This is a genomic window from Natronococcus amylolyticus DSM 10524 (assembly GCF_000337675.1).
Lineage (GTDB): Archaea > Halobacteriota > Halobacteria > Halobacteriales > Natrialbaceae > Natronococcus > Natronococcus amylolyticus.
The window spans coordinates 109,404-130,133 of sequence record NZ_AOIB01000043.1 but is presented as its reverse complement, the minus strand read 5'-3'; the positions used below and the strand labels follow the sequence as shown (position 1 = coordinate 130,133).

Annotated in this window: 18 protein-coding genes and 1 pseudogene; 14 read left to right on the top strand and 5 right to left on the bottom strand. The window is 65.9% G+C overall.

The genetic code is table 11. The features are described from left to right. Positions 1-8 precede the first annotated feature (8 nt). On the bottom strand, positions 9-1,163 hold the full coding sequence (locus C491_RS21020) for an RNA-guided endonuclease InsQ/TnpB family protein (protein WP_049892451.1): 1,155 nt from the start codon (positions 1,161-1,163) through the stop codon (positions 9-11). Further along, positions 1,115-1,606: pseudogene (tnpA, locus tag C491_RS21015) on the bottom strand (IS200/IS605 family transposase). Before tnpA ends, C491_RS21020 begins: the two are co-directional and overlap by 49 nt. A gap of 265 nt (positions 1,607-1,871) precedes the next feature. Between tnpA and C491_RS21010 the strand changes: the two are divergent. The 5 genes from C491_RS21010 (at position 1,872) to C491_RS20990 (ending at position 6,345) form a co-directional block, all read left to right on the top strand. Next, positions 1,872-2,345 carry a universal stress protein gene (locus C491_RS21010; protein ID WP_005560003.1) on the top strand — a complete coding sequence of 158 codons (474 nt, stop codon included), beginning with the start codon at positions 1,872-1,874 and terminating at the stop codon, positions 2,343-2,345. 50 nt (positions 2,346-2,395) lie between these two features. Next, on the top strand, positions 2,396-3,235 hold the full coding sequence (locus tag C491_RS21005) for a 16S ribosomal RNA methyltransferase A (RefSeq protein ID WP_005560002.1): 840 nt from the start codon (positions 2,396-2,398) through the stop codon (positions 3,233-3,235). A 79-nt stretch (positions 3,236-3,314) separates the two neighbouring features. Continuing rightward, positions 3,315-4,481 carry a mechanosensitive ion channel family protein gene (locus C491_RS21000; RefSeq protein ID WP_005560000.1) on the top strand — a complete coding sequence of 389 codons (1,167 nt, stop codon included), beginning with the start codon at positions 3,315-3,317 and terminating at the stop codon, positions 4,479-4,481. Then, positions 4,482-5,078 (top strand): HemK2/MTQ2 family protein methyltransferase, encoded by a 597-nt coding sequence (locus C491_RS20995; RefSeq protein WP_005559999.1) that lies wholly within the window; start codon positions 4,482-4,484, stop codon positions 5,076-5,078. A gap of 52 nt (positions 5,079-5,130) precedes the next feature. Further along, positions 5,131-6,345 (top strand): outer membrane protein assembly factor BamB family protein, encoded by a 1,215-nt coding sequence (locus C491_RS20990; RefSeq protein ID WP_005559998.1) that lies wholly within the window; start codon positions 5,131-5,133, stop codon positions 6,343-6,345. Positions 6,346-6,372: 27 nt separating this feature from the next. Here C491_RS20990 and C491_RS20985 read toward each other — a convergent pair whose 3' ends face one another. Then, entirely contained in the window at positions 6,373-7,200 is an 828-nt protein-coding gene (locus C491_RS20985) for a VOC family protein (protein WP_005559997.1), read from the bottom strand. Positions 7,201-7,355: 155 nt separating this feature from the next. On the opposite strand from C491_RS20985, the gene C491_RS20980 reads away from it, so the two are divergent. The 3 genes from C491_RS20980 to C491_RS20970 all read left to right on the top strand — a co-directional run bounded on the left by C491_RS20980 (position 7,356) and on the right by C491_RS20970 (position 10,571). Next, positions 7,356-8,360 carry a hypothetical protein gene (locus C491_RS20980; RefSeq protein WP_005559996.1) on the top strand — a complete coding sequence of 335 codons (1,005 nt, stop codon included), beginning with the start codon at positions 7,356-7,358 and terminating at the stop codon, positions 8,358-8,360. Then, positions 8,357-9,430: a methionine synthase gene (locus C491_RS20975; RefSeq protein WP_005559995.1), complete on the top strand. Its 1,074-nt coding sequence runs from the start codon at positions 8,357-8,359 to the stop codon at positions 9,428-9,430. The genes C491_RS20980 and C491_RS20975 overlap by 4 nt, the downstream gene beginning before the upstream one ends. Positions 9,431-9,542: 112 nt before the next feature. Then, complete coding sequence (locus C491_RS20970) at positions 9,543-10,571, top strand: thiamine pyrophosphate-dependent enzyme (protein WP_005559994.1); 1,029 nt, start codon at positions 9,543-9,545, stop codon at positions 10,569-10,571. A 103-nt stretch (positions 10,572-10,674) separates the two neighbouring features. Here the strand turns inward: C491_RS20970 and C491_RS20965 are convergent, their stop codons facing one another. Continuing rightward, positions 10,675-12,087 (bottom strand): RNA-guided endonuclease TnpB family protein, encoded by a 1,413-nt coding sequence (locus tag C491_RS20965; protein ID WP_005559993.1) that lies wholly within the window; start codon positions 12,085-12,087, stop codon positions 10,675-10,677. Between the two features lie 227 nt (positions 12,088-12,314). Between C491_RS20965 and C491_RS20960 the strand changes: the two genes are divergently transcribed. From C491_RS20960 to C491_RS20945, 4 genes are all read left to right on the top strand, one after another. Beyond that, positions 12,315-12,962, top strand: a complete 648-nt coding sequence (locus tag C491_RS20960) for a nitroreductase family protein (RefSeq protein ID WP_005559992.1) — start codon at positions 12,315-12,317, stop codon at positions 12,960-12,962. 172 nt (positions 12,963-13,134) lie between these two features. Beyond that, positions 13,135-14,550 carry a short-chain fatty acid transporter gene (locus C491_RS20955; protein ID WP_049892458.1) on the top strand — a complete coding sequence of 472 codons (1,416 nt, stop codon included), beginning with the start codon at positions 13,135-13,137 and terminating at the stop codon, positions 14,548-14,550. A gap of 5 nt (positions 14,551-14,555) precedes the next feature. After that, entirely contained in the window at positions 14,556-15,986 is a 1,431-nt protein-coding gene (locus C491_RS20950; RefSeq protein ID WP_005559988.1) for a TIGR00366 family protein, read from the top strand. 52 nt (positions 15,987-16,038) lie between these two features. Next, positions 16,039-16,995 (top strand): carbohydrate kinase family protein, encoded by a 957-nt coding sequence (locus tag C491_RS20945; RefSeq protein WP_005559986.1) that lies wholly within the window; start codon positions 16,039-16,041, stop codon positions 16,993-16,995. Between the two features lie 3 nt (positions 16,996-16,998). On the opposite strand, the gene C491_RS20940 is transcribed toward C491_RS20945, so the two are convergent. After that, positions 16,999-17,820, bottom strand: a complete 822-nt coding sequence (locus C491_RS20940) for a hypothetical protein (RefSeq protein WP_005559984.1) — start codon at positions 17,818-17,820, stop codon at positions 16,999-17,001. A gap of 208 nt (positions 17,821-18,028) precedes the next feature. On the opposite strand from C491_RS20940, the gene C491_RS20935 reads away from it, so the two are divergent. Both C491_RS20935 and C491_RS20930 read left to right on the top strand, forming a co-directional pair. Beyond that, entirely contained in the window at positions 18,029-19,105 is a 1,077-nt protein-coding gene (locus C491_RS20935; protein WP_005559981.1) for a TrmB family transcriptional regulator, read from the top strand. Positions 19,106-19,243: 138 nt separating this feature from the next. Next, positions 19,244-20,728: an extracellular solute-binding protein gene (locus C491_RS20930; protein ID WP_005559979.1), complete on the top strand. Its 1,485-nt coding sequence runs from the start codon at positions 19,244-19,246 to the stop codon at positions 20,726-20,728. Positions 20,729-20,730: the final 2 nt, after the last annotated feature.

Genomic DNA, 20,730 nt, shown 5'->3' with positions numbered 1-20,730 from the left:
TCCCACGGCTAAAGCCGTGGGGTTCCCCCACTGGGGGTTGAACCCACGGATACGGAGAGGTTCGCAGGTTCGTCGTCACGTGGGACGATGACCTGCGTTTCGGGCTGTGCCAGTACAGCCCCCGCCTCGGACAGCGGTTTCGAGAACTTGCCCAAGGCTCGTTTGCCGATGTTCAGCGCACCGTTCTTATCGGCGTTGTCGTCCAGCCCACACTCGGAACACTCAAAGCGTCCCTGCGTCTCTCGGACGCCCTTGCAGGCACAGCGGTTGCACGTCTTCGACGTGTCGTATTCTTTGACCAACTGCACGTCGATGCCTGCGTCGTGGGCTTTGTACTCGATGTAGTTGAGCAGGCGGGCGAACGGCATCTTGTGAGTCTTGTCGTTGACGTACCGCCCTTTGTCGTTGTCCTTGCGAATCCCGACGAGGTCGCCCACAACGATGACCGCGTTCCGTTCTTCGGCATCCTCCACGATTTGGCGAGCAATTTTGTGGAGGCGGTCGTCCACCTTCCGCGCTTCCGCGTCACCGATACGCTCGACCACCTGTTGTCCCTGTCGGGGTTTGGATTTCCCGATGGACTTCCGCAGTTGCTTGTAGTGTTCTCGGATACGGCGCACTTCCTCGCCGTAGAAGGTGGTTTTGCGGTCGGAGAGGAACGCGCAGGTAGCGACCCAGCGTGCGCCCATGTCGATAGCCAGTACGTCGTCGTACTCGTCTTGGACGGTCACAGACCGCTTCACGACGAGATGGACGTACCAGTCACCGTCACGGCGCACCAGTTCGCTGTCCCGAATATCGCCCTCACGGACGAGTTGTTCGTCCTTGTGCGGAACGCGGGCGGGGCACCAGATGGAGTTGCCCCGTCCACACTCGGGGTCGTAGACGGGAACCTTCACCCACCATGACGAGAGAACGGTGTCCTCGTCGTAGGACACGTTGAACACGTCGTTGCGGAGAACGACAGGCTGTTCGGTGCCGGGGTTCGGGTCTTTCTGTCGTTGGACTTTGGACGCCTGCTGGTCGGTCGCGGAGTAGAGGTTGGCGTCTCCGCCGTGAACCTCAGTCTGGAACGCCTCGTACTCACGGGTGAGTAGGTCGGCTTTTCTGTTGGTCAACGAGTGGAGTTTGACCCGCACCGTGGTTGAGACGTTCCGTTGCATGATTCCTCACCTGCTTGGGCGTCGATGTACTCCTTGATGACTTCGCTGGATATGTCGCCCGCACTTGAGTCGAAGTACGAGCGCGTCCACAGCGACGGCAAGCCGAAGTCAAACTCGTCGCGGAGGTGGCGCGAGGAGTAGCCCTTGACCTGTTGCATTATTTTGTTCGGGGCGAACGTCGGGTCGCCTGTGATGAACAAGTGTACGTGGTCGGGCCGAATCGCCAACTCCAGTATCTCTAACCCGAGTTCGTCGGCTTTCTCCTCGATGAGTTCTTCGAGGCGGTCGCGTACCTCGCCCTCAAGCACCGCTTTGCGGTACTGAGCGGGATCTTCGATCCCGCGAGGTACGCAAAGCTACGCTTTGCTTGACTTCGGACACCAGATGAAGTGGTACTGGAGTTTGTGGACGTTGGTACGTTCCCTGTCGAACCCACGAGGCATTGTCGGTATATAGAAATCACTCACCTAAAGATGTTACGCAGACATCCAACCCCAACCATGGCTATGAGCGTGGAGAGATTCCCAGTTGTCGGCTTCATCCCACCCTGAAGGGGTGGGCTTTCGCCTCGCTACCGCTGTAATCACCGGACGCCGGGACGAGTTCTTCCACCCGACGGCGAACGGAGCGAAATCCGGGCTCCACCGCGCTGTACCCTCCGTATCCGATACCCCCATCTTTAAGAGATAACCGAGTTAACCAGTACCAATGCTCTCGACGATTCTGCTTCCAGTCGGAACGGGTGACAGCGATCGAGTCGACGACCTCGTCACACACGTAATTGACGTCGCCGAACCGGCAGGGGCGACGGTCGTGGTCGCACACGTCGTCGGCTCCGACGAGTACGACGACGACGTACAGAGCTACCCCGACGCCGTCGCACAGATCGGGTTCGACATCCAGAGCCGGGATCTGCCCGCGGAGAAGGTAGCACAGGAGACCCAGCCGGTCGGCGAGATCGTCGATCGACTCGAGGAGGCCGGGATCGACGTCGAGGTCAGGGCCTCGGTCGGCAACCGACAGTCCGAGATCCTCCGGATCGCCGAGGAGAGCGGGGCCGACAACATCGTCGTCGGCGGCCGGAAGCGCTCGCCGGCGGGGAAGGCCGTGTTCGGCAGCACCGCACAGAAGATCATGCTCAACGCGCCCTGTCCGGTTACCTACGTCCGCGACCGGTCCTGAACGCGGCTCGAGACGGTGCGTTTACACCGAGCCCGACACTAGCCTCGGCAATGAGAGATCCAGACGGGTTGATCGCGCGCGCGGGCGTTCGCGGCGATCCCGACCGCGACCAGCACTTTCTCGTCGACGACCGCGTGCTCGATCGCCTGCCGACCTACCTCACCGAGATCGACGTCAACACGAGCCACCTCCTCGAGATCGGCGGCGGAACGGGGGCGTTGACCGATCGGCTGCTCGCCGTCGCCGACGCGGTGACCGTCGTCGAGCGCGACCGCGAACTCGCTGCCTTCCTCCGCGAGGAGTTCGCCGACGAGATCGACGACGGGCGACTGACCGTGCTCGAGGGCGACGCCCTCGAGGTCGACCTGCCCGACTTCTCGGCGTCGGTGTCGAACCTTCCCTACGGCGTCTCGAGCGAAATTACGTTCCGGCTGCTGCCCGAGAAGCGCCCGCTCGTCCTGATGTTCCAACAGGAGTTCGCCGAGCGGATGGTCGCCGATCCGGGGACGTCGGAATACGGGCGGCTCTCAGTGTCGACCCAGCACTACGCCGAGCCCGAACTCGTCGAGTCCATCCCCAAAGAAGCGTTCTCGCCGCCGCCGGCGGTCCGAAGCGCCGTGGTTCGGCTCGAGCCCCGCGAGCCCGACTACGCGGTCGACGACGAGGCCTTCTTCCTGCGGTTCGTGAAGGCGATGTTCACCCAGCGCCGGAAGACGATCCGGAACGCGATCCGGAACACGGCCCACATCACGAACCTCGGTGCCCCCGACGCGGTCGTCGAGGCGGCCGACGACGACCTCCTGCAGAAGCGTGCCGATGCGATGGCGCCGTCGGAGTTCGCCGAACTGGCAACGCTCGCCCTCGAGGTCGGCGAACCAGCGGGCGGCTAATCCAATCGGAACGGCTCACGCAACGAACTGACCGACGGATACAGGTAGCTGGATCGCCGACTCGCTCGAGAACGGAACGATGACCGAGACGACGGGACTCGACTGGCTGGCCGATGTTTTCCAGGCAACGCCGCTTCGGATCGCGGTGACGCTCGTAGCGATCGGTGCGCTCGTCGCCGTCGTGCTCACCTTCCAGCGGCTTCAGGAGCGCCTCGAGGAGCGCATACGACCGCTGTACAGCGATATCGTCTCGACGGCGGTGCTGGTCGGGACCTTCCTGCTCGCGCTCGCGACGATCGTCGGGGTCTGGGGACAGACCGATCAGCTCCGGTTTATCGCCACGGAGTACGATATCGGCGGCGACGCCGTCGCCCGGGCGGTCGTCACGTTCGTTATTGCCGTCTCCGCGCTGATCGTCACGCGGGTCGTCCATCGCCTGATCGACGAGGTACTCGGCTCGGCGTCGGCGGTGACGGACCATCAGCGCGAGGTCACCCACCGGCTTTCGCAGGTGATCATCCTCTCCGTGTCGGTGATCGTGATCCTCGCGCTCTGGATCGACGATCTGGGCGGACTGCTCGTCGGGGCCGGCTTCCTCGGGATCATTATCGGGATGGCCGCCCAGCAGGTGCTGGGGACGATCCTCGCCGGGTTCGTCCTAATGTTCGCCCGGCCGTTCGAGATCGGCGACTGGATCGAGGTCGAGGGCGATCAGGGGATCGTCACCGACATCTCGATCATCAACACCCACATTCGGTCGTTCGACGGCGAGTTCATCATGATCCCCAACGACGTGATCGCGAGCGAGGTCGTCACGAACCGCTCGAAGCAGGGACGACTCAGGGTCGAGATCGACGTCGGCGTCGACTACGCGGCCGACGTCGAGCGCGCGAGCGAGCTCGCGGTGGAGACGGTCGCCGACCTCGAGAAGTCGATCGACGCGCCCTCGCCACAGGTCGTCACGAAGTCGTTCGGCGACTCGTCGATCGTCCTCGGCGTCCGCTTCTGGATCGACAAGCCGAGCGCGAGGCGACACGCGGAGGCCCGGACGGCCGCGATTCACGCGATCAAGGAGGCGTTCGGCGAGGCGAGCATCAAGATCCCGTACCCGCAGCGCGAACTTACGGGACGGGCCGAAACCGGCGGTTTCCGAGTCGCCGACGAGGACGACCCGGAGGGGACGGCACAGACGGACGGAGAGCCGACCGACGGTCGACGGCGGACCTCACCACAGGAGGGCAAGTAGATGGACCTCGGAGAACGACGCGGACTCGAGACGAACGTGTATCAGCCGGCGGAGGACTCCGAGCTGCTCGCCGAGGCGGTCTGCGAGCGCCTCTCGAGCGATTCGGGTAGTGGCGACGAGAACGGACGAACCGTCCTCGAGGTCGGAACCGGTTCGGGCTACGTCGCCGGCCGCATCGCCGAGGAGACCAACGCCCGCGTGATCGCCTCGGACCTGAACCCGCACGCGGTTCGCCAGGCCCGCGAGAAGGGCCTCGAGGCCGTTCGGGCCGATCTGGTCTCGCCGTTTGTCGACTGTGCGTTCGACGTCGTCACGTTCAACCCGCCGTACTTACCTACTGACCCCGACAGCGAGTGGGACGACTGGATGGAACACGCCCTCTCGGGCGGCGAGGACGGCCGGGCGATCATCGACCCGTTCCTCGAGAGCGTCGACCGCGTGCTCGCTCCCGACGGCACCGTCTACCTGCTCGTCAGCAGCCTCACCGACGTCGACGCGGTCGTCGAGCGCGCGGGTCAGGAAGGGTTCAGCGCCGCCGCCATCGCCGATCACTCCTTCCCCTTCGAGACGCTGACAGTGCTCGAGCTGTTTCGGTAACGGTGCTCGGCGAGCAGAAGACACTTGCTCCCTACGTCAGCAGGGGGACACGATGACTCCATCGCGACGCGCGTTTCTCGTGGCTGCCGGCTCCGGCAGCGCGCTCTTCGCCGGCTGTTCGCAGTTTGCGAGCGACGAGACAGGCGAGGCGCCCGGGCCACGAGAGCCGCCCGAGTCGGGCGTCGACGAACTCCCCGACCCGAACAGCCACGTCCACGGCGCCGACGGCTCGTGGTCGAGTTTCGGCTGCAACGCGGCCAACACGCGGGCCGTCGGGGACGATGAAGCGCCGGTCAACGGCATTTCGGAACGCTGGCGCGTCGGCGTCCCGGAGATCGGCTTCGCCGAACCGATCGTCGCCGACGGGCGCGTCTACTTCGTCGGGAACCAGGGACTGCGCGTCCTCGACGCCGACGACGGAACTGAGCTGTGGACGCTCGAGGACGTGGAGAAACCGCCGCTGATTCTGGAGGGGATCGCCTACGTCTCGACGTACGAGGGCGTCTCGGCCCTCGAGGCCGACACCGGCGACGAAATCTGGAGCCGAGAGCTGGACGCGCCGGGTAGCGTTACGGCGCCGGCGACGATCAGGGGCCACGGGGTGCTCTGTGGGATCGGTGAACGAATTCTGGAACTCGACCCCGAGGACGGCTCCGAGCGCTGGCGGCGCGACCTCCTGGGTCAGACCCTCGACCACCCGGCCTACACGGGTCCTCGCGGGGTCGCCGTCGCGACCGAGGCTGGAATGGTGTACGTCCTGTACGACGGCGTCGCGTACGCCCGGTGGGAGCTGCCGGCCCGCCCGAGCGGTCCACCGACAGCGGACAAGGACGTCGTCTACGTTCCCTGTTACGACGGTGAGACGTACGCCCTGACGACGGACCACGATGCCGTCTCTGAGACGGCCTGGTCCGCGGAAACGGGACAGGTCTCGACGGGGCTCGCGGTCGCGGACGACCTCGTCCTCGCCGTCGCCGGACGCACGCTGCGCGCGATCGATGCGGACTCCGGGCAGCAGCGCTGGGAGTTCGAGATCGGTGACTCGAGCCGGACGGCGCCGGCCGTCGGCCGCGAAACCGTGTTCGTCGGCGGCGATCGCCTCTGGGCGCTCGATCCTGCGCCGAGCGGGGATCCGAGCGACGGGCCGGCAGTCCGGTTCGAGCACGAGTTCGAGGGCTCCGTGGGTCGCGGACCGGTACTCGACGACGGCGTGCTCTACGTCGTCGCGGACGTCGACGGCGAGGTCGCGTTGCTGGCGCTCGAGTAACGCCGGCTCGGGGACGGATCGCTAGCCTCAGACCCGTTCGACGACGCCCAGTCGCCGACCCAGGAGTTCGGAGTCGAAGAACGCAACGCGACCGTCGGGCCACTCGAGGGGGTCGCCCAGCGGATACGTCTCGCGTGCGGCCGCGAGATCGTCCGTTGCGAGGAGACAGCTACACGGGCCCTCGGGAAAGCGCTCGAGTCGCTCGGCGAGCCAGCCGTTCTCGCTCGCGGCGAACGCCACGGGCTGGCCGGGGACCGAGGCGACGGTCCCCAGTCCCGGAACCGTGTCGCGAACGGGCGTCGGGAACCGGTAGGCGGCCTCGAACGTCTCGATCGCGTCCTCGAGATCCGAGACGGCGAGGACGACCTGACCGATCCCCGAGAGCGGCCCGTCGGCGACGCTCGGCGAGGGCTCGACCCGGTACGAAAGGGGTGTCCGATCCGCGATAGCGAACGGGAACAGCAGCCGTCGATCGGGTCGGCCGAACTCCGCGCGGTCCCACTCGACGAGGGTGCCGTCCTCGCGCTCGCGAGCGCCAGGCAGGGGTCCGCGAACCGGGACGCCGCGCTCGAGCAGTCGCTTGCACTCCTCGGTGACGTCGGGAACCCGAACACACCACGCCGCGGGCCCCGCGTCGGCGCGGATGTGTTCGGGCCAGAAGTCGTGGTCGCCCTCGTCGCGCTCGGCGATGAGTTCGACGTACGATCGGTCGTCGAAGCCGAGGACCGACATATGGGTGACGCCGTTCTCGTGGGCGCCGCCGTACTCGGGCGCGAGGCCGAGTCGCTCGAACTCCGCGGTGATCGCTTCGAGGCCCGCGAACGCGAAGGGGACGTGATCGACGGTGAGAGCCATACTGACCGTCCGCAAGCCGGGAGTATAGTTCCTCGTTCGGCCCTCGAGAGTTCCGCAGTGGGAATGCAGTCATCCCCGATAACGTGCGAAATTACTCTGGCGTATTAGGTCGGATGGAAAATATTAAGCCCCGGCATAGCCTAGCCGCGCTCACGATGACCGAATACGTCTCGACCACGCCGGGGCTGTTCCCGCTCCCGGACTGGACGAAAGACGACCTCTCGGATCTGAAGGGACACCAGAAGGGCGACCTCGTCAGCGGCGACGAGGGCGAGGAGATCACCGCGGCCTACGACGAGGCTCGCGAGGAAGTAATCGGGGTACAGCAGGAAGCCGGCCTCGATCGAGTCAGCGAGGGCCAGCTTCGCTGGGATGACATGCTCGCCCACCCGCTGGCCGTCCACGACAACGTCGACACCCAGGGGATCGTCCGCTACTACGACAACAACAACTTCTATCGCGACCCCGTCGTGCAGGGCGACCTCGACTTCTCGGGTGACGTCGCCCAGGAACTCGAGGCCACCGCGGAGCTTGCGGGCGACGACGATCTGCAGGCTGTCCTGCCCGGCCCCTACTCCCTGGCCGACCTCGCGACGGACGAGCACTACGGCGACGACGAGGAGTTCCTCGCCGCGGTCGGCGAGTTCCTCGCCGGTGAGGTCGACGCCTTCCCGGACCACGAAACGCTGTTCCTGCTCGAGCCCTCGCTCGTCGAAAACGCCCCCGAAGACGGCGTCGACGAGCGCGCCAGCGAGGCGATCGATCAGGTCGCGAGCGCGACCGACGCCGACGTTGTCGTCCAGCCCTACTGGGGTGCGCTCGAGGAGAAGGTGTACGCTCACCTGCTCGACGCCGATATCGACGCGGTCGGCTTCGACTTCGTCGCGAACCAGGACGACAACGTCTACAACCTTCAGGAGTACGGCGCGACCGACCAGCTCTCGCTCGGGCTGGCCGACGGCCAGAACACGCTCGTCGAGGATCCGGAAGCGATCCGCGACCGCGTCGACTGGGTGTACGACAAGGTTCCCGTCTCGGAGTTCGAGACGGTCTACCTGACGACGAACACGGAGACGTTCTACCTCCCCTACGCCAAGTTCGAGGAGAAACTCGCCGTCCTCGCCGAAGCCGCGGACCTCGCGGAGGTGAAAGCAGCATGAGCAACGAGAACAAGGACCAGTTCCGACCCGAGAACCACGAGAACGACCACTTCCTGCTGACGACCGTCGTCGGCTCCTACCCGAAGCCCAAGTGGCTCAACCGCGCGAAGGAGCTCTACCAGGATCCCGACCACAGCTTCGACGACGACGACTACCAGGAGGCGCTCGACGACGCCTCCCGGCTCATCACGAACGAACACGAACGCGCGGGCCTCGACGTCGTCGTCGACGGCGAGATGCGGCGCAACGAGATGGTTGAGTTCTTCGCCCACCGGATCGAGGGCTACGAGTTCAACGGCCCCGTCAAGGTCTGGGGACACAACTACTTCGACAAGCCGAGCGTCGTAAGCGAGGTCAAGTACGACGAGAGCTGGCTCGTCGACGAGTACGAGTTCGTCGCCGAGGCGAGCGACCGCCCCGTCAAGGTCCCGATCACGGGCCCCTACACGCTGGCGAACTGGTCCTTTAACGAGGCCTACGACGACGACGACGAGCTCACGCTGGCGCTCGCCGACCTCGTCAACGAAGAGATCGAGAAGCTCGTCGACGCCGGCGCCCGCTATATCCAGATCGACGAGCCCGCGCTCGCGACGACGCCCGACGACCACGCCATCGTCGGCGAGGCGCTCGAGCACATCGTCGCCGACATCCCCGAGGAGGTCCGCATCGGCCTCCACGTCTGTTACGGCGACTACTCCCGCATCTACCCCGAGATCCTCGAGTTCCCCGTCGACGAGTTCGACCTCGAGCTCGCCAACGGCGACTACGACCAGCTCGACGTGTTCAAGGACCCCGAGTTCACCGCGGACCTCGCACTCGGCGTCACCGACGTCCACGTCGGCGAGGTCGAGTCCGTCGAGCAGATCGAGGAGAACATCAAGAAGGGACTCGAGGTCGTCCCGCCCGAACAGCTCGTCGTCTCGCCGGACTGCGGCGTGAAGCTGCTCCCCCGCGAGGTCGCCTACGGCAAGATGGCGAACATGGTCGAGGCCGCCCGTAACGTCGAGGCCGCCCTCGACGCGGGCGAGATCGACGTCGAGCGCGGCGAGCCGGCACCGGCCGACGACTGACGGCTCGAGCGACGGGCAGCGATTTTTTAGCCGAGCGGATGGGAGTGTTTCGACGCCCGCGGGTTCCGCTTCCAAGCTCAACCGCTTTTCCGCTGGAGGCTGAACGAGGGGTATGGAGAACCCGCTGTCGACGGATACGCTCAGGGGCCGAACCGGCGAGAGTCGGATCGCCCACTGGATCCTCCTCGACGCGAACCGGTGGCTGCTCGCGGGACTCCTCTCAGCCACGGCGTTCGCACTGCTCGTCGGGCTCGGAGCGATCGCCCTGCCGCTCCGGGAGATGATGGTGAACGGCTCGCCCGTCGATACCGCGTTCCAGGCGCTGATCGCCGCGACCCTCACCGGCGTGACGCTCGTCGTCTCGATCAATCAGCTGGTGCTCTCACAGGAACTCGGTCGGCTTGGCGACCAGCAGGCGTGGATGAACGAGGCGATGGAGTACCGACGCAGCGTCGAGGAGCTGTTCGGAACCGTCGGTCCGCCCGACCCCTCCCAGTTCCTGCAGGCGCTCGTGGAGACGAGCAGCGAACGAGCCGAGGCGCTTCAAGAGGCCGTCGCCGACAACGCAGACGAGACGCTTCGGCGTCGAACCGATCGGCTGGTCGAGAACGTCTGCCGAAACTCCAAGGAGATCTATTCGCAGCTCGAGACCTCCAGGTTCGGCGAGTTCGGCGTTCTCCGGTCGGGGTTGAACTACAACTACTCCTGGAAGATCTACGCGGTGCGGCGGCTTCGACACGAGCACGAGGACAGCCTCGAGGACGAGGAACTGGAGACCTTCGACGAACTGATCGACGTCCTGCGGCTGTTCGGCCCTGCTCTCGAGCACTTCAAGTCGTTGTACTTCCAGTGGGAGCTCGTTCACCTGACGCGGTCGATACTGTACGCCGGGCTGCCGGGCGTGGTCGTCGCGACGGCGACGGTGCTGTACCTCGAGCCGGACTCCGTCCCCGGGACGTTCCTCGGCGTGGATAATATGGTGTGGGTCGTCAGCGCCAGTACGACGATCACCCTCGTCCCCTTCTTCCTCCTCGCGGCCTACGTGCTGCGGATCGCAACAATCTCGAAGCGAACCGGTTCGCTCGGGCCGTTCATCCTTCGGCAGGCGGAACGGACGGACGCGATCGACTGGGAGAAATGATGGTATCGGTGGCACGAACGTCGCCCAGCCGGCACCCGTCGACTTTGACCTCCTCCCACGACTGAAGTTGTGGGATTCCTCCGTGGGCAATCCGGCCAGCTGATTACCCCGGCTGTGAACTTGCGGGTTCGCCGACGCTGGGTTGGTCAACCGGGCTCGACTGTTCCCCAAACCGGGCGGGTCTCCAGTCGTGTCCATTCCACTCCCAGTACGTTCCATCACACTCCGAAGAGTTCTCGGATCCGTCCCTGCCGCGTCCAGCAGACAGGGCGGCAGGCCGAGCCATCGGCCCTTCTCTCGCTTGCAGCAGATTCCACGCCCCCGAAACATCACTATGCGCGTCCAACTCGCAGTCACGGCAATACAACTCGTCACCGTCCCGCACCACCTCGTTGCTCCCACACGCCGGGCATTCGCTGCTCGACCCTGCTTCGCTCACCTGCTCGACGGTGATGCCGACGTCGCCGAGCGTGAGCTCTAATCGGTCGACCAGTTGCCCATGAGACCAGAAATCGTGCGTCTTCTCGTTCACCATAGCCGACCAGTGCGCCTCCAACACGTCGGTTAGATCGCCGACGTACACAGTTCCAATGTTGCGTTCGAGCAGCCAGTCCGCCGCGTGTTTCACCGCGGCGTCACGGCTATGGTCGCGCCTCTCGGCGCGTTCATCGTACACGCGTTGAACGCGCGGGCTCGTATACTGGTCAGCGGGCAATTGTGACTGCAACTCGATGATCAACTCGGACAAGACGTGGAACCGTTCAAATTCGGGTCGAGCGTGGTACACTGTGGTTTCCCCAGTGGTGGTGACGATGGCGAGGGTGTTGTTTGCGCCGACGTCGATGGCGGCCGCGTGCATCGTGTTCTCTGGATCGAGTGTGTGAGTGAAGGCATCCAACCGCTGTTCTCGCAATTTGTCTGGCCGTATGCGGACTGGATGCTTGACACGAAGCGTGTCGGCCGCCTCGTCGTAGACGAGTTCCAACCGCGCGTCGTCACCGTCCCATTGAGGGTTGCCGCGGACTTCCAGCGTGATGCGTTCGTTGTGGTCGAAGTCGTATTTCTCTTCGAGGACGTCGCCGACGCCGAATTCGAGGGTGCTCTGGTTTTCGTCCCAGTCGAACTCGTAGAGGTCGTTGCGGACGAGGCCGTATAACTCGTAGCCGTCGTCGCGATTACCTTTGAACCCGGGCGGGCTGGGTTTCTCGGTGACTGAGGGGTTGTCGGAGTAGTATTTGTCGAGCAGGCGGAAGAACGAGCGCCAGGCTTCGCTGTTTTTTCGGGCGACTTGTTGGCAGGTGGCTTTGCCGAGGACGGGTGCGTACTTGTCGTAGAGGTCTGTGTATTCCGCGTCCCAGACGTCGCCGTCGTCGTCGAAGTATTCGTCAAGGCGTCGGTAGTTGAGCTGGTTCCACAGTGGGGCGTGGGCGGCCAACCACTCGAACAAGCACTGGTTATACCGGTCGCTGGTGGGTTTGGCAGTATACTCGTTCGTGCGTCGCGGTCGGTCGCTCACGTGTCGCGTGTTTGACTCATTGAAGTGTAAACATTGGGATTGCAGCCGGGGATGGGAGCGTGGCTCGTGTCAGCAGTGACGGATTCATCCCACGACTTCAGTCGTGGGCTTTCTCCTGTCTTCCCTGTAAGGCGGTTCGGGCACCGCTACCGGCTACCGAGAGAGCCGTGAACACGAGCCGACGACACGACCGTTACCGGGTGACTCGAGCGTCCGGGAACGGTGATGTGTCGCGAGCGTCTTCACTCGAGTATGCAGAAGTTCGCCGAGCGACGCGAAATCCGAGACGAGGTCGCCGACCACCNGACCACCGCGAGCCCGACCACGAGATCGACCCGCTGTTCGTCAACCGCTGGTCGCCCCGCGCGATGACGGGCGAACCGCTCGAGGAGGCCGAGTACCTGCCGGTGTTCGAGGCCGCCCGCTGGGCGCCGTCGTCGTTCAACAACCAGCACTGGCGGTTCGTGTACGCGACCCGGGAGGACGAGGAGTGGGAGACGTTCCTCGACCTGCTGGTCGAGGGGAACCGTGCGTGGGCGACCGACGCCGCCGTGCTCTGTGTCGTCGTCTCGAAGACGACGTTCGACCACAACGACAAACCCGTCTCGGTCCACTCCTTCGACACGGGCGCGGCCTGGCAGAACCTCGCGCTCGAGGCCGCCCGCCGCGAACTCGCGGTCCGCGGGATGGCCGGCTTCGACTACGAGCGCGCGGCCGAGGAACTCGACGTCCCCGAGGAGTACGAGGTCGAGGCGATGTTCGCGCTCGGCGAGCGCGCCCCGCCGGAGACGCTCGACGACGACTACCGCGACCAGGAGCGGCCGAGCGGTCGCAAACCGCTCGAGGAGACCACCCACCGGGGCGGGTTCGAGTAGGTCGTACGTCCCGCCAATTTCGGATCGGAGAGCCGGCAACACTCCGAATCAGGCTGCACCTTTTTCGGGCTTCGTGAGACGGTAGCAAACAGATGACAGTGCCGAATCACGATCGCTATCGTCGAGCCGGTTCCGAGTGGTGGACTCGGAAGGCGGCCGTCCGGACCGAACGATGAGTACGGTAGGATTCGGGGTCGTCGGACGGTTTTTCACGCAGCTAGGAGAGGTCTCGAGCAGGCTGATCAAGCGGTTCCTGCCCGACGCGTTCATCTTCGCGCTGCTGTTGACGCTGCTGACGATGGTGATCGCGGTGGTCGTCACCGACGAGGGGCCGGCGAGCGTCGCGACCCATTGGGGGGAGGGGTTCTGGGAGGTCATCACGTTCTCGACGCAGGCCTCCCTCGCCCTGCTGACGGGGTGGGCGCTCGCCGACTCGCCGCCGATTAAGCGCGGGCTCCGGCGGATCGCCTCGATCCCGAACAGCCAGACCCAGGCGATCTTCGTGGTCGCGCTCTGCGGCCAGCTCCTGGGGCTGTTCCACTGGGGCGTCGTCCTGATCGCCGGGGCGATTCTGGCCCGTGAGGTCGGAATCGCGATGGCCGAACAGGGAACCGACGTCCACTACCCGCTGCTGGTCGCGACGGCTTACGCGGGACTGTTGCCCTGGCACCAGGGGCTGTCCGGCGCGGCGCTGTTACTCGTCGCGACCGACGGCCACTTCGCCGAGGAAACGATGGGCGTCATCCCGGTCTCTGAGACGATCTTCCACCCGATCAATCTCGTGATGATCGCCGCCATCGTCGCGGTCGTCGTCGTCCTCATGCCGCTGATGGCGCCCGACCGGGAGAACGTCACGACCGTCCCCGAGGAGAAGCTGCGGGCCGCCCGCGGCGAGGGCGCACGGAGCGGCGACGTCGGCGAGCGGCCCCATCGACTACGGGACTCGCGGCTCAAGGCGGCCGTGCTCGACAGCACGCTGGTCTGTGTCGGCGTCGGCGCCGCTATCTGGGCCTACCTCCTCTATCTGTTCTCGACCCAGCCGTTCATGGACGTCCTCGACATCAACGTCCTCATCACGGCGATGTTCGGGCTGGGTTTTCTTGCACACATGTCGCTGCGAAGCTACATCGACGTCTTCCACGAGGCGATCCGCGGTGCCAGCCAGATCATCATCCAGTTCCAGTTCTACGGCGGCATCATGGGGATCATGGTGTTCTCGGGGCTGGTCGAACTGATCGCGAACACGGCCGCCCAGTACGCCACCGACACGACGTGGTACGCGCTCGTGTTCGTCTCCGGCGGGATCGTCAACTTCTTCGTCCCCTCCGGGGGCGGCCAGTGGGTCGTGATGGGCGAGATCTACGCCTCCGCGACCCAGTCGATCGAGGGCACCGAGATGAACCACATGATGATCGCGTTCGCGATGGGCGACCAGTGGACGAACATGATCCAGCCGTTCTGGGCGATCCCGGTGCTCGGGATCGCCGGACTCACGATCCGTGATATGATGGGCTACGTCGCCGTGCTGTTCGTCTTCTCGGGGATCGTAATGGGGACCGGCGCGCTCATGATCGGGGTGCTCGGGTGATCCCGATGACGGGAGAGCCAACCTCGACGGAGAACGAACTGCCCGCCGACGGCGTCGACACTACCGAGGTGAACACCGACCGCGAAGGCGAGACCGACCTCCGGACCGCGTTCGTTCCGACGTTCGGGAAGTACTTCCCCGAGTCGCTGGTCGGTGCGCTGTTGCTGGCCGTCCTCGCGATGGTCGCCACCGTCCCCGAACTCGAGCCGACGACCCAGCTCGAGCTGCTCGGCGGCGGGTTCTACGTCTACGACCTGTTCGCGTTGCACATGCTGTTGCTCCTCTACTGGATTCTCAGCGCCTCCGCCGTCGAGTCGCCGCGGGTCGGCGCCGCCTTCGACCGTCTCGCGGCCTCGCTGCCGACGAGTCAGGCCGGCGTGATCTACGCGACGGCAACCGTCTCGCTCGCGCTCGGCTGGCTCAACTGGGCGCTGGGCCTGATCGGCGGCATCCTGCTGGGCCAGCGGCTCTGTCGGCGCGCCCGCGAGAGCGGCACTGCGGTTCACTACCCGTCAGTGCTGACCGGCGGGCTGCTGGCGCTGGTCGTCGCCAACCAGGGCCCCTCGAGTCCCGGCGCCCTGATCGCGGCCGACGACACCGGGCTGGCGAACTTCATGGTCGACGACGTCGGGACGATCGGAATGAGCGAGTTCCTCCTCCACCCGGCGAACCTCGCTCCAACGATACTGTTCGTCCTGACGCTGCCGCTCTTGCTGGTGTGGCTGGCGCCCGACGACGACGGCGAGATCGAACCGCTCGAGGACCGGGACCGAATCCTCGAGGGCTCGATCAGCGAGACCTTCGACCACTACGCGCCCGTTCGCGATCCCGTCGACTGGGAGCCCGGGGACCGCCTCGAGAACGCCGAGTCGCTCACGTGGATCGTCGTCGCGATCGGGATCGCCTCGCTGGGGTGGCACTTCGGCACCGGCGGCGCGTTGACCCTGCCCTGGCTGGCGTTCGGCCTGGTCGTGGTCGGGCTCGCGGTGCAGGGGCCGCCGATGGCGTTTCGCGAAAAGACCGAGGACGCGACGCGGTGGGCCAACCACATGGCGATCCCGTTCCTGCTGTACGCGGCGACGTTCGCGCTGTTGACGGAGGCGGCGCTGTACGCGCCGCTTGGCGACGCGCTGGCGGCGACCGGACTGCCGTACGTCGGTTCCTACGTCGCCGCGTTCGCGCTCGGCCTGCTGGTGCCCGACCCCGGTTCGCTCTGGTTGCTCCAGGGGCCCGCGGTGGCGGCAGCGGGAATCGACGGCGTGCCCGCGCTGGTCGCGACGATGTACGGCGCCGGCGTCTCGAACCTCTGGCTCGCGTTCCTCTTCGCCAGCGTGCTCTCGATCTACGGCTTCGACTGGCGGGAGTTCGCGACCTACGCCGCCGTCGTCACGGCGTACGTCTCGGTCGTCGTGATCGGCCTGCTACTGATCTTCTGACCGGGCGCCCCGCTTCGCAATACATTATCACCCGGCGGACGAACGGGAGCCCATGACTCGCGACATTCTGGTCGCCGGCGAGACGCTGATCGACTTTCTGCCCGAGCATCCGGGACCGATCTCGAGCGTCGAGCGCTTCGACCGACGGGCCGGCGGCGCGCCCGCGAACGTCGCCGTCGCGCTCGAGCGCCTCGAGCGGACGCCGCTGTTCTGGACCCGCGTCGGCGAGGATCCGTTCGGCCGCTACCTCGTCGAGACCCTCGACGAACACGGCCTCCCGGACCGCTTTCTCGAGCGCGATCCCGACGCGAAGACGACGCTCGCGTTCGTCACCCACGACGAGACGGGGGATCGGGAGTTCTCGTTCTACCGCGACGACACCGCCGACACCCGCCTCGAGCCCGGCCGAATCGACGATTCCGTGCTGGCGGACCTCGAGTGGGTCCACGCCGGCGGCGTTGCCCTCTCGGCGGGCTCCTCGCGAGAGGCGACGCTCGACCTGCTCGAGCGGGCCGCGGCCAACGACTGTACGGTCTCGTTCGACCCGAACGCCAGACCGGAGCTGTGGCCCGACGGCGAGTTTCGCGAGGTCGTTCGCGAGGCGCTGGCCCACGTCGACGTACTGAAGGCCGCCGAGGAGGAACTTGAGGCGCTCGGATTCGCCGGCGACGACATCGAAGGGATGGCTCGCGACGCCCTGGCCCTCGAGGCGGGGCCGTCGACGGTCCTCGCGACTCGCGGCGGCGAGGGCGCGCTCGCCGTCGCCGATGAGGACGCACCGTGGTCCGGCACTGCCAGCCACCCCGGGTACGACGCGGATGTCGTCGACACGACGGGGGCGGGCGATGCCTTCGTCGCGGGCGCGATCGCGTCGCTCTCCGACGGCGAGGATCTCGAGGAGACGCTCGCGTTCGCCAACGCCGTCGGCGCGACCGCGACGACGGCCGCGGGCGCGATGACGGCGCTGCCGGATCGCGAGGCCGTTCGAGCGATCAGGGACGCTGAGTGATCCTCACCGCTCGCGATCGAAGGTGAACAGCCGGACGTTACAGTCCGGACAGTACAGCTTCTCCGACGGCAGCGAGCCGATCGGCGTCACCTCGCCGCAGCAGGTCGACTGCGTAATTTCCAGGGACCCCTCACAGAGTGGGCACGTCTCGAGTAGCGAGCGCAGCGGTCGGCCTGCTGCGCGGCGGATCGCGGGGTCGTCGACCCGCGACTCGAGGGCGCGTGCGGCGCCGAGTTCGGCGACCGCGATCTCTCGACGGAGGGTGACGATGCCGCCGCCCTCGCCCTGCAAGACGAGGTAGGACCGACCGAAGCTGCTCCCGACCCACACGTCGGTTTCGGGCGCCGTGTGTCGATCGGCGAGCCGGGCGAGTGCCTCGAGGTCGTCGTCGCGCAGCGACCGCATCTCGTCGCGCCAGGCCGATCTGAACGCGGGCTCGAGACGAAGTTCCTCGCCGTCGGGAACGACGACGTTCGCCTCGACCAGCGCGGCGAGAACCGCCTCGCCGGAGACCGCGTCGTCGCCGGCCTCGTCGCCCTCGGAAACTCCCGAGAGCGAGCCGGGCTCGTCGGCGTCGTGGGGGTCAAGCGAGAGCGCGGCCGCGAGCTGCGGCGCGAAGCGAGGCGTGTACGGGACAACGTAGCCCCGGAGCCCGATCGAGGCGAGTCCGGCGATCCCGACCGCGGCGGCCAGTCGGCCGCGGCGGATCAGAGCGAGCGCGGTGGCGGCGACCGCGACCAGCGCGCCGTTGGTGATCGTACAGGGCCAACACCGGTTCGAACCGGTGTACTCGGGGCGTCGAATCCGCTCGAGGAGAGAGGTCATACGGTCGCGTTCCGACCCGATCGTCTTCAGTGTAGCGACAACGAGAGTCTTTTTTACAATTACTGTTGTATATCACTGCTATGCGACGATCGGTCACACGATACAGGGGGCGCGTTCGATGGGGGGCTAATGGCTGCTCGCGGAGCATTCGACGCGGATTCCCGGCCGATCGATTCGTTCGACGAGTGGCCCGTCCGGTGGTCGCCGGATGAACCCCGACGAGCTCGTGGCGACCCTCGAGGAGGCGGGGCTCTCGCCGTACCAGGCCGACGCCTTCGTGACCCTCCTCGAGCGCGGCTCCGCCTCCGCGACGGACGTCGCCCAGGCGAGTTCGGTGCCTGATCCGCGGATCTACGACGTGCTCCGAGGGCTCGAGGAACGCGGCTACGTCGAAACGTACGAACAGGAGAGCCTTCAGGCGCGGGCGCGTGACCCCACGGAGGTCCTCGAGGACCTCCGGTCGCGGGCGACCCGTCTCGAGAGCGCGGCCGACGAGATCGAAACCCGATGGACCCGCCCCGACATCGAGGACCACGCCGTCAGCATCGTCAAACGGTTCGACACCGTCCTGGCCAGGGCGAACGAACTCGTCCGGTCGGCCGACCACCAGGTGCAGATCGGGCTCACTCCCGCCCAGTTCGACGCGCTCGAGGGGGCCCTCGAGACCGCCCGCGAGAACGGTGCTGACGTCAAGGTGTGTCTGTTTCCCGAAACGGCCGAGGAGTCGTCGCTGCCGTCGGCCGAACGCCTCGCCAGGACGTGCACCGAGGCCCGGCACCGTCGGATTCCCGCGCCGTTCGTGGCGCTCGTCGATCGATCCTGGACGTGTTTCGCCCCGAACAGACACTCGGCGAACGAGTACGGCGTTCTCGTCAACGACCGCACCCATACCTACGTCTTCTACTGGTACTTTAGCACCTGTCTCTGGGACGTCTACGAGCCCGTCTACTCGGCCCGGGACGATCGACCCCCGACCACCTACGTCGACATCCGCGAGTGTCTGCGTCGGATCGAGCCGCTGCTCGAGGACGATCGGCGCGTCGAGGCCACAGTCGAGGGGTTCGAGACGGACACCGGCCGCGAGATCACCGTTTCCGGCACGATCACCGACATCGCCTACTCCGGAACGTCCGGCGACGATGGAGGGTCGGTACCGATCACACAGTTCGCAGGGAAAGCCGGCTTCACGCTCGAAAGCGGGACCGAGAGCTACACCGTCGGCGGTTGGGGAGCGATAATCGAGGACGTCGAAGCGGTCAGAATCGGAATCGATCCGTCGGCGTAACCGACACGACCGATCGCCCGCATCGCGGCGGCTCGAGGATCGATTCGGCCTTGTTCCTCGGCACGGCCGAGAGAAGTTAACTACAGCCGTTGTACTAACCCAGCAATTATAAATAGGTACAATTCAATATTCTCGTTCATGAGTGGTAGATATTCACGGGGGAGTACCGAATCCGAATCCGAATCCAGCGTCTCGCGGCGGACGTTCGTCGCCGCGGCTGGTGCGACCGGCGCGACGGTCAGCCTCGCCGGCTGTATCTACGGCGACAGCGACGACGACGGCGACGGCGTCGTCATCGCGATGGGGTCGACCACCATCGACGACGTCGAAGACGGGATGCCCGACCTGCTCTACGAGAACGGACTGGACGAGGACATCGAGATCAGCTTCAGTTCCCAGTCGGACGACACCGGCGACCAGCGAGACACCTACTCGCAGCTGATCGAGGCCGGTGAGAGCGAGCCGGACCTCATGATGTGTGACACCGGCTGGACGAACGTGCTCATCGAGAACGGCTACCTCGCGAACCTCTCGGAGGAGCTCGACGACGAAACGCTGGAACTCATCGACGAGGAGTACTTCGAGGCGTTCGTCGACACGGCCCGCGACCCGGAGAGCGACGATCTCATGGCGCTGCCGCTGTTCCCGGACTACGGCTGCCTGTACTACAACAAGAACTACGCCCGCGACGCCGGCTACGACGACGACGACTTCGACGAGTGGGAGACCGAGCCGATGAGCTGGGAGGAGTGGGCCGAGATCACCGAAGAGATGGTCGACTCCTCGGACGCGGAGGTTGGATTGGCGACCCAGTTCGACATCTACGAGGGAACCTCCTGCTGTAGCTTCAACGAGGTCATGACCTCCTGGGGCGGCGCGTACTTCGGCGGCGAGGACAACCTCGGCGGTCCCGTCGGCGACCGTCCTATCACCATCGACGAGGAGGAGTTCATCGACTCCCTCGCGATGATGCGGACGTTCGTCGCGGACGAACAGGACGACGACACGCTCGAGGAGTACCCGACCGGGATCGCCCCGACCGACATCACCTCCTGGGACGAGGAGGGCGCCCGCGAGCCGTTCTCGTCGGGGCAGGCCGCGATGTTGCGCAACTGGCCGTACATCGTTCCCGGGACGCTCGAGGACGACGACTACCCCTTCGACGACGAGGACGACCTCGGCGCGATGCCGATCCCCTACGCGGTCGAAGAGGACGAGGCCGCCCAGCCCGGCGCGGGCGGCACCACGTCCGCACAGGGTGGCTGGCACATCGGACTCAACCCGAACTCCGAACGCACCGAGGAGGCCGTGCAGGTCATGCAGGCGATGACCGAGGACGACTTCAACCTCGGAATGCTCGAGGTCGTCGCCTGGCTGCCGCCGAAGCCGGACCTCTTCGACGACGAGGAGGCGACCGACGCCGACGAGGTCGGACCGATCGGTCACTATATGGAGACCCTGCGCGTCGCCGGCGAGAACGCGATGCCCCGTCCGGTCACCGAGCAGTGGCCGTCGCAGGCGGAGATCATCGCAGAGCAGCTCAATCAGGCCGTTGCCGGCGACGTGAGCCCCGAAGACGCCGCTGCTGATCTTCAGGAAGCGCTCGAAGAAAGCGAGTCGTAAGC

Bases quoted from the DNA above. Each gene is read 5' to 3' on its own strand.
- C491_RS20950 (WP_005559988.1), top strand. From the start codon at position 14,556: ATGACGGGAGAGCCAACCTCGACGGAGAACGAACTGCCCGCCGACGGC.
- C491_RS21000 (WP_005560000.1), top strand. From the start codon at position 3,315: ATGACCGAGACGACGGGACTCGACTGGCTGGCCGATGTTTTCCAGGCA.
- C491_RS21020 (WP_049892451.1), bottom strand. From the start codon at position 1,163: ATGCAACGGAACGTCTCAACCACGGTGCGGGTCAAACTCCACTCGTTG.
- C491_RS20945 (WP_005559986.1), top strand. From the start codon at position 16,039: ATGACTCGCGACATTCTGGTCGCCGGCGAGACGCTGATCGACTTTCTG.
- C491_RS20995 (WP_005559999.1), top strand. From the start codon at position 4,482: ATGGACCTCGGAGAACGACGCGGACTCGAGACGAACGTGTATCAGCCG.
- C491_RS21010 (WP_005560003.1), top strand. From the start codon at position 1,872: ATGCTCTCGACGATTCTGCTTCCAGTCGGAACGGGTGACAGCGATCGA.
- C491_RS20985 (WP_005559997.1), bottom strand. From the start codon at position 7,200: ATGGCTCTCACCGTCGATCACGTCCCCTTCGCGTTCGCGGGCCTCGAA.
- C491_RS20940 (WP_005559984.1), bottom strand. From the start codon at position 17,820: ATGACCTCTCTCCTCGAGCGGATTCGACGCCCCGAGTACACCGGTTCG.
- C491_RS20930 (WP_005559979.1), top strand. From the start codon at position 19,244: ATGAGTGGTAGATATTCACGGGGGAGTACCGAATCCGAATCCGAATCC.
- C491_RS20980 (WP_005559996.1), top strand. From the start codon at position 7,356: ATGACCGAATACGTCTCGACCACGCCGGGGCTGTTCCCGCTCCCGGAC.
- C491_RS20935 (WP_005559981.1), top strand. From the start codon at position 18,029: ATGAACCCCGACGAGCTCGTGGCGACCCTCGAGGAGGCGGGGCTCTCG.
- C491_RS20975 (WP_005559995.1), top strand. From the start codon at position 8,357: ATGAGCAACGAGAACAAGGACCAGTTCCGACCCGAGAACCACGAGAAC.
- C491_RS20990 (WP_005559998.1), top strand. From the start codon at position 5,131: ATGACTCCATCGCGACGCGCGTTTCTCGTGGCTGCCGGCTCCGGCAGC.
- C491_RS21005 (WP_005560002.1), top strand. From the start codon at position 2,396: ATGAGAGATCCAGACGGGTTGATCGCGCGCGCGGGCGTTCGCGGCGAT.
- C491_RS20955 (WP_049892458.1), top strand. From the start codon at position 13,135: ATGAGTACGGTAGGATTCGGGGTCGTCGGACGGTTTTTCACGCAGCTA.
- C491_RS20970 (WP_005559994.1), top strand. From the start codon at position 9,543: ATGGAGAACCCGCTGTCGACGGATACGCTCAGGGGCCGAACCGGCGAG.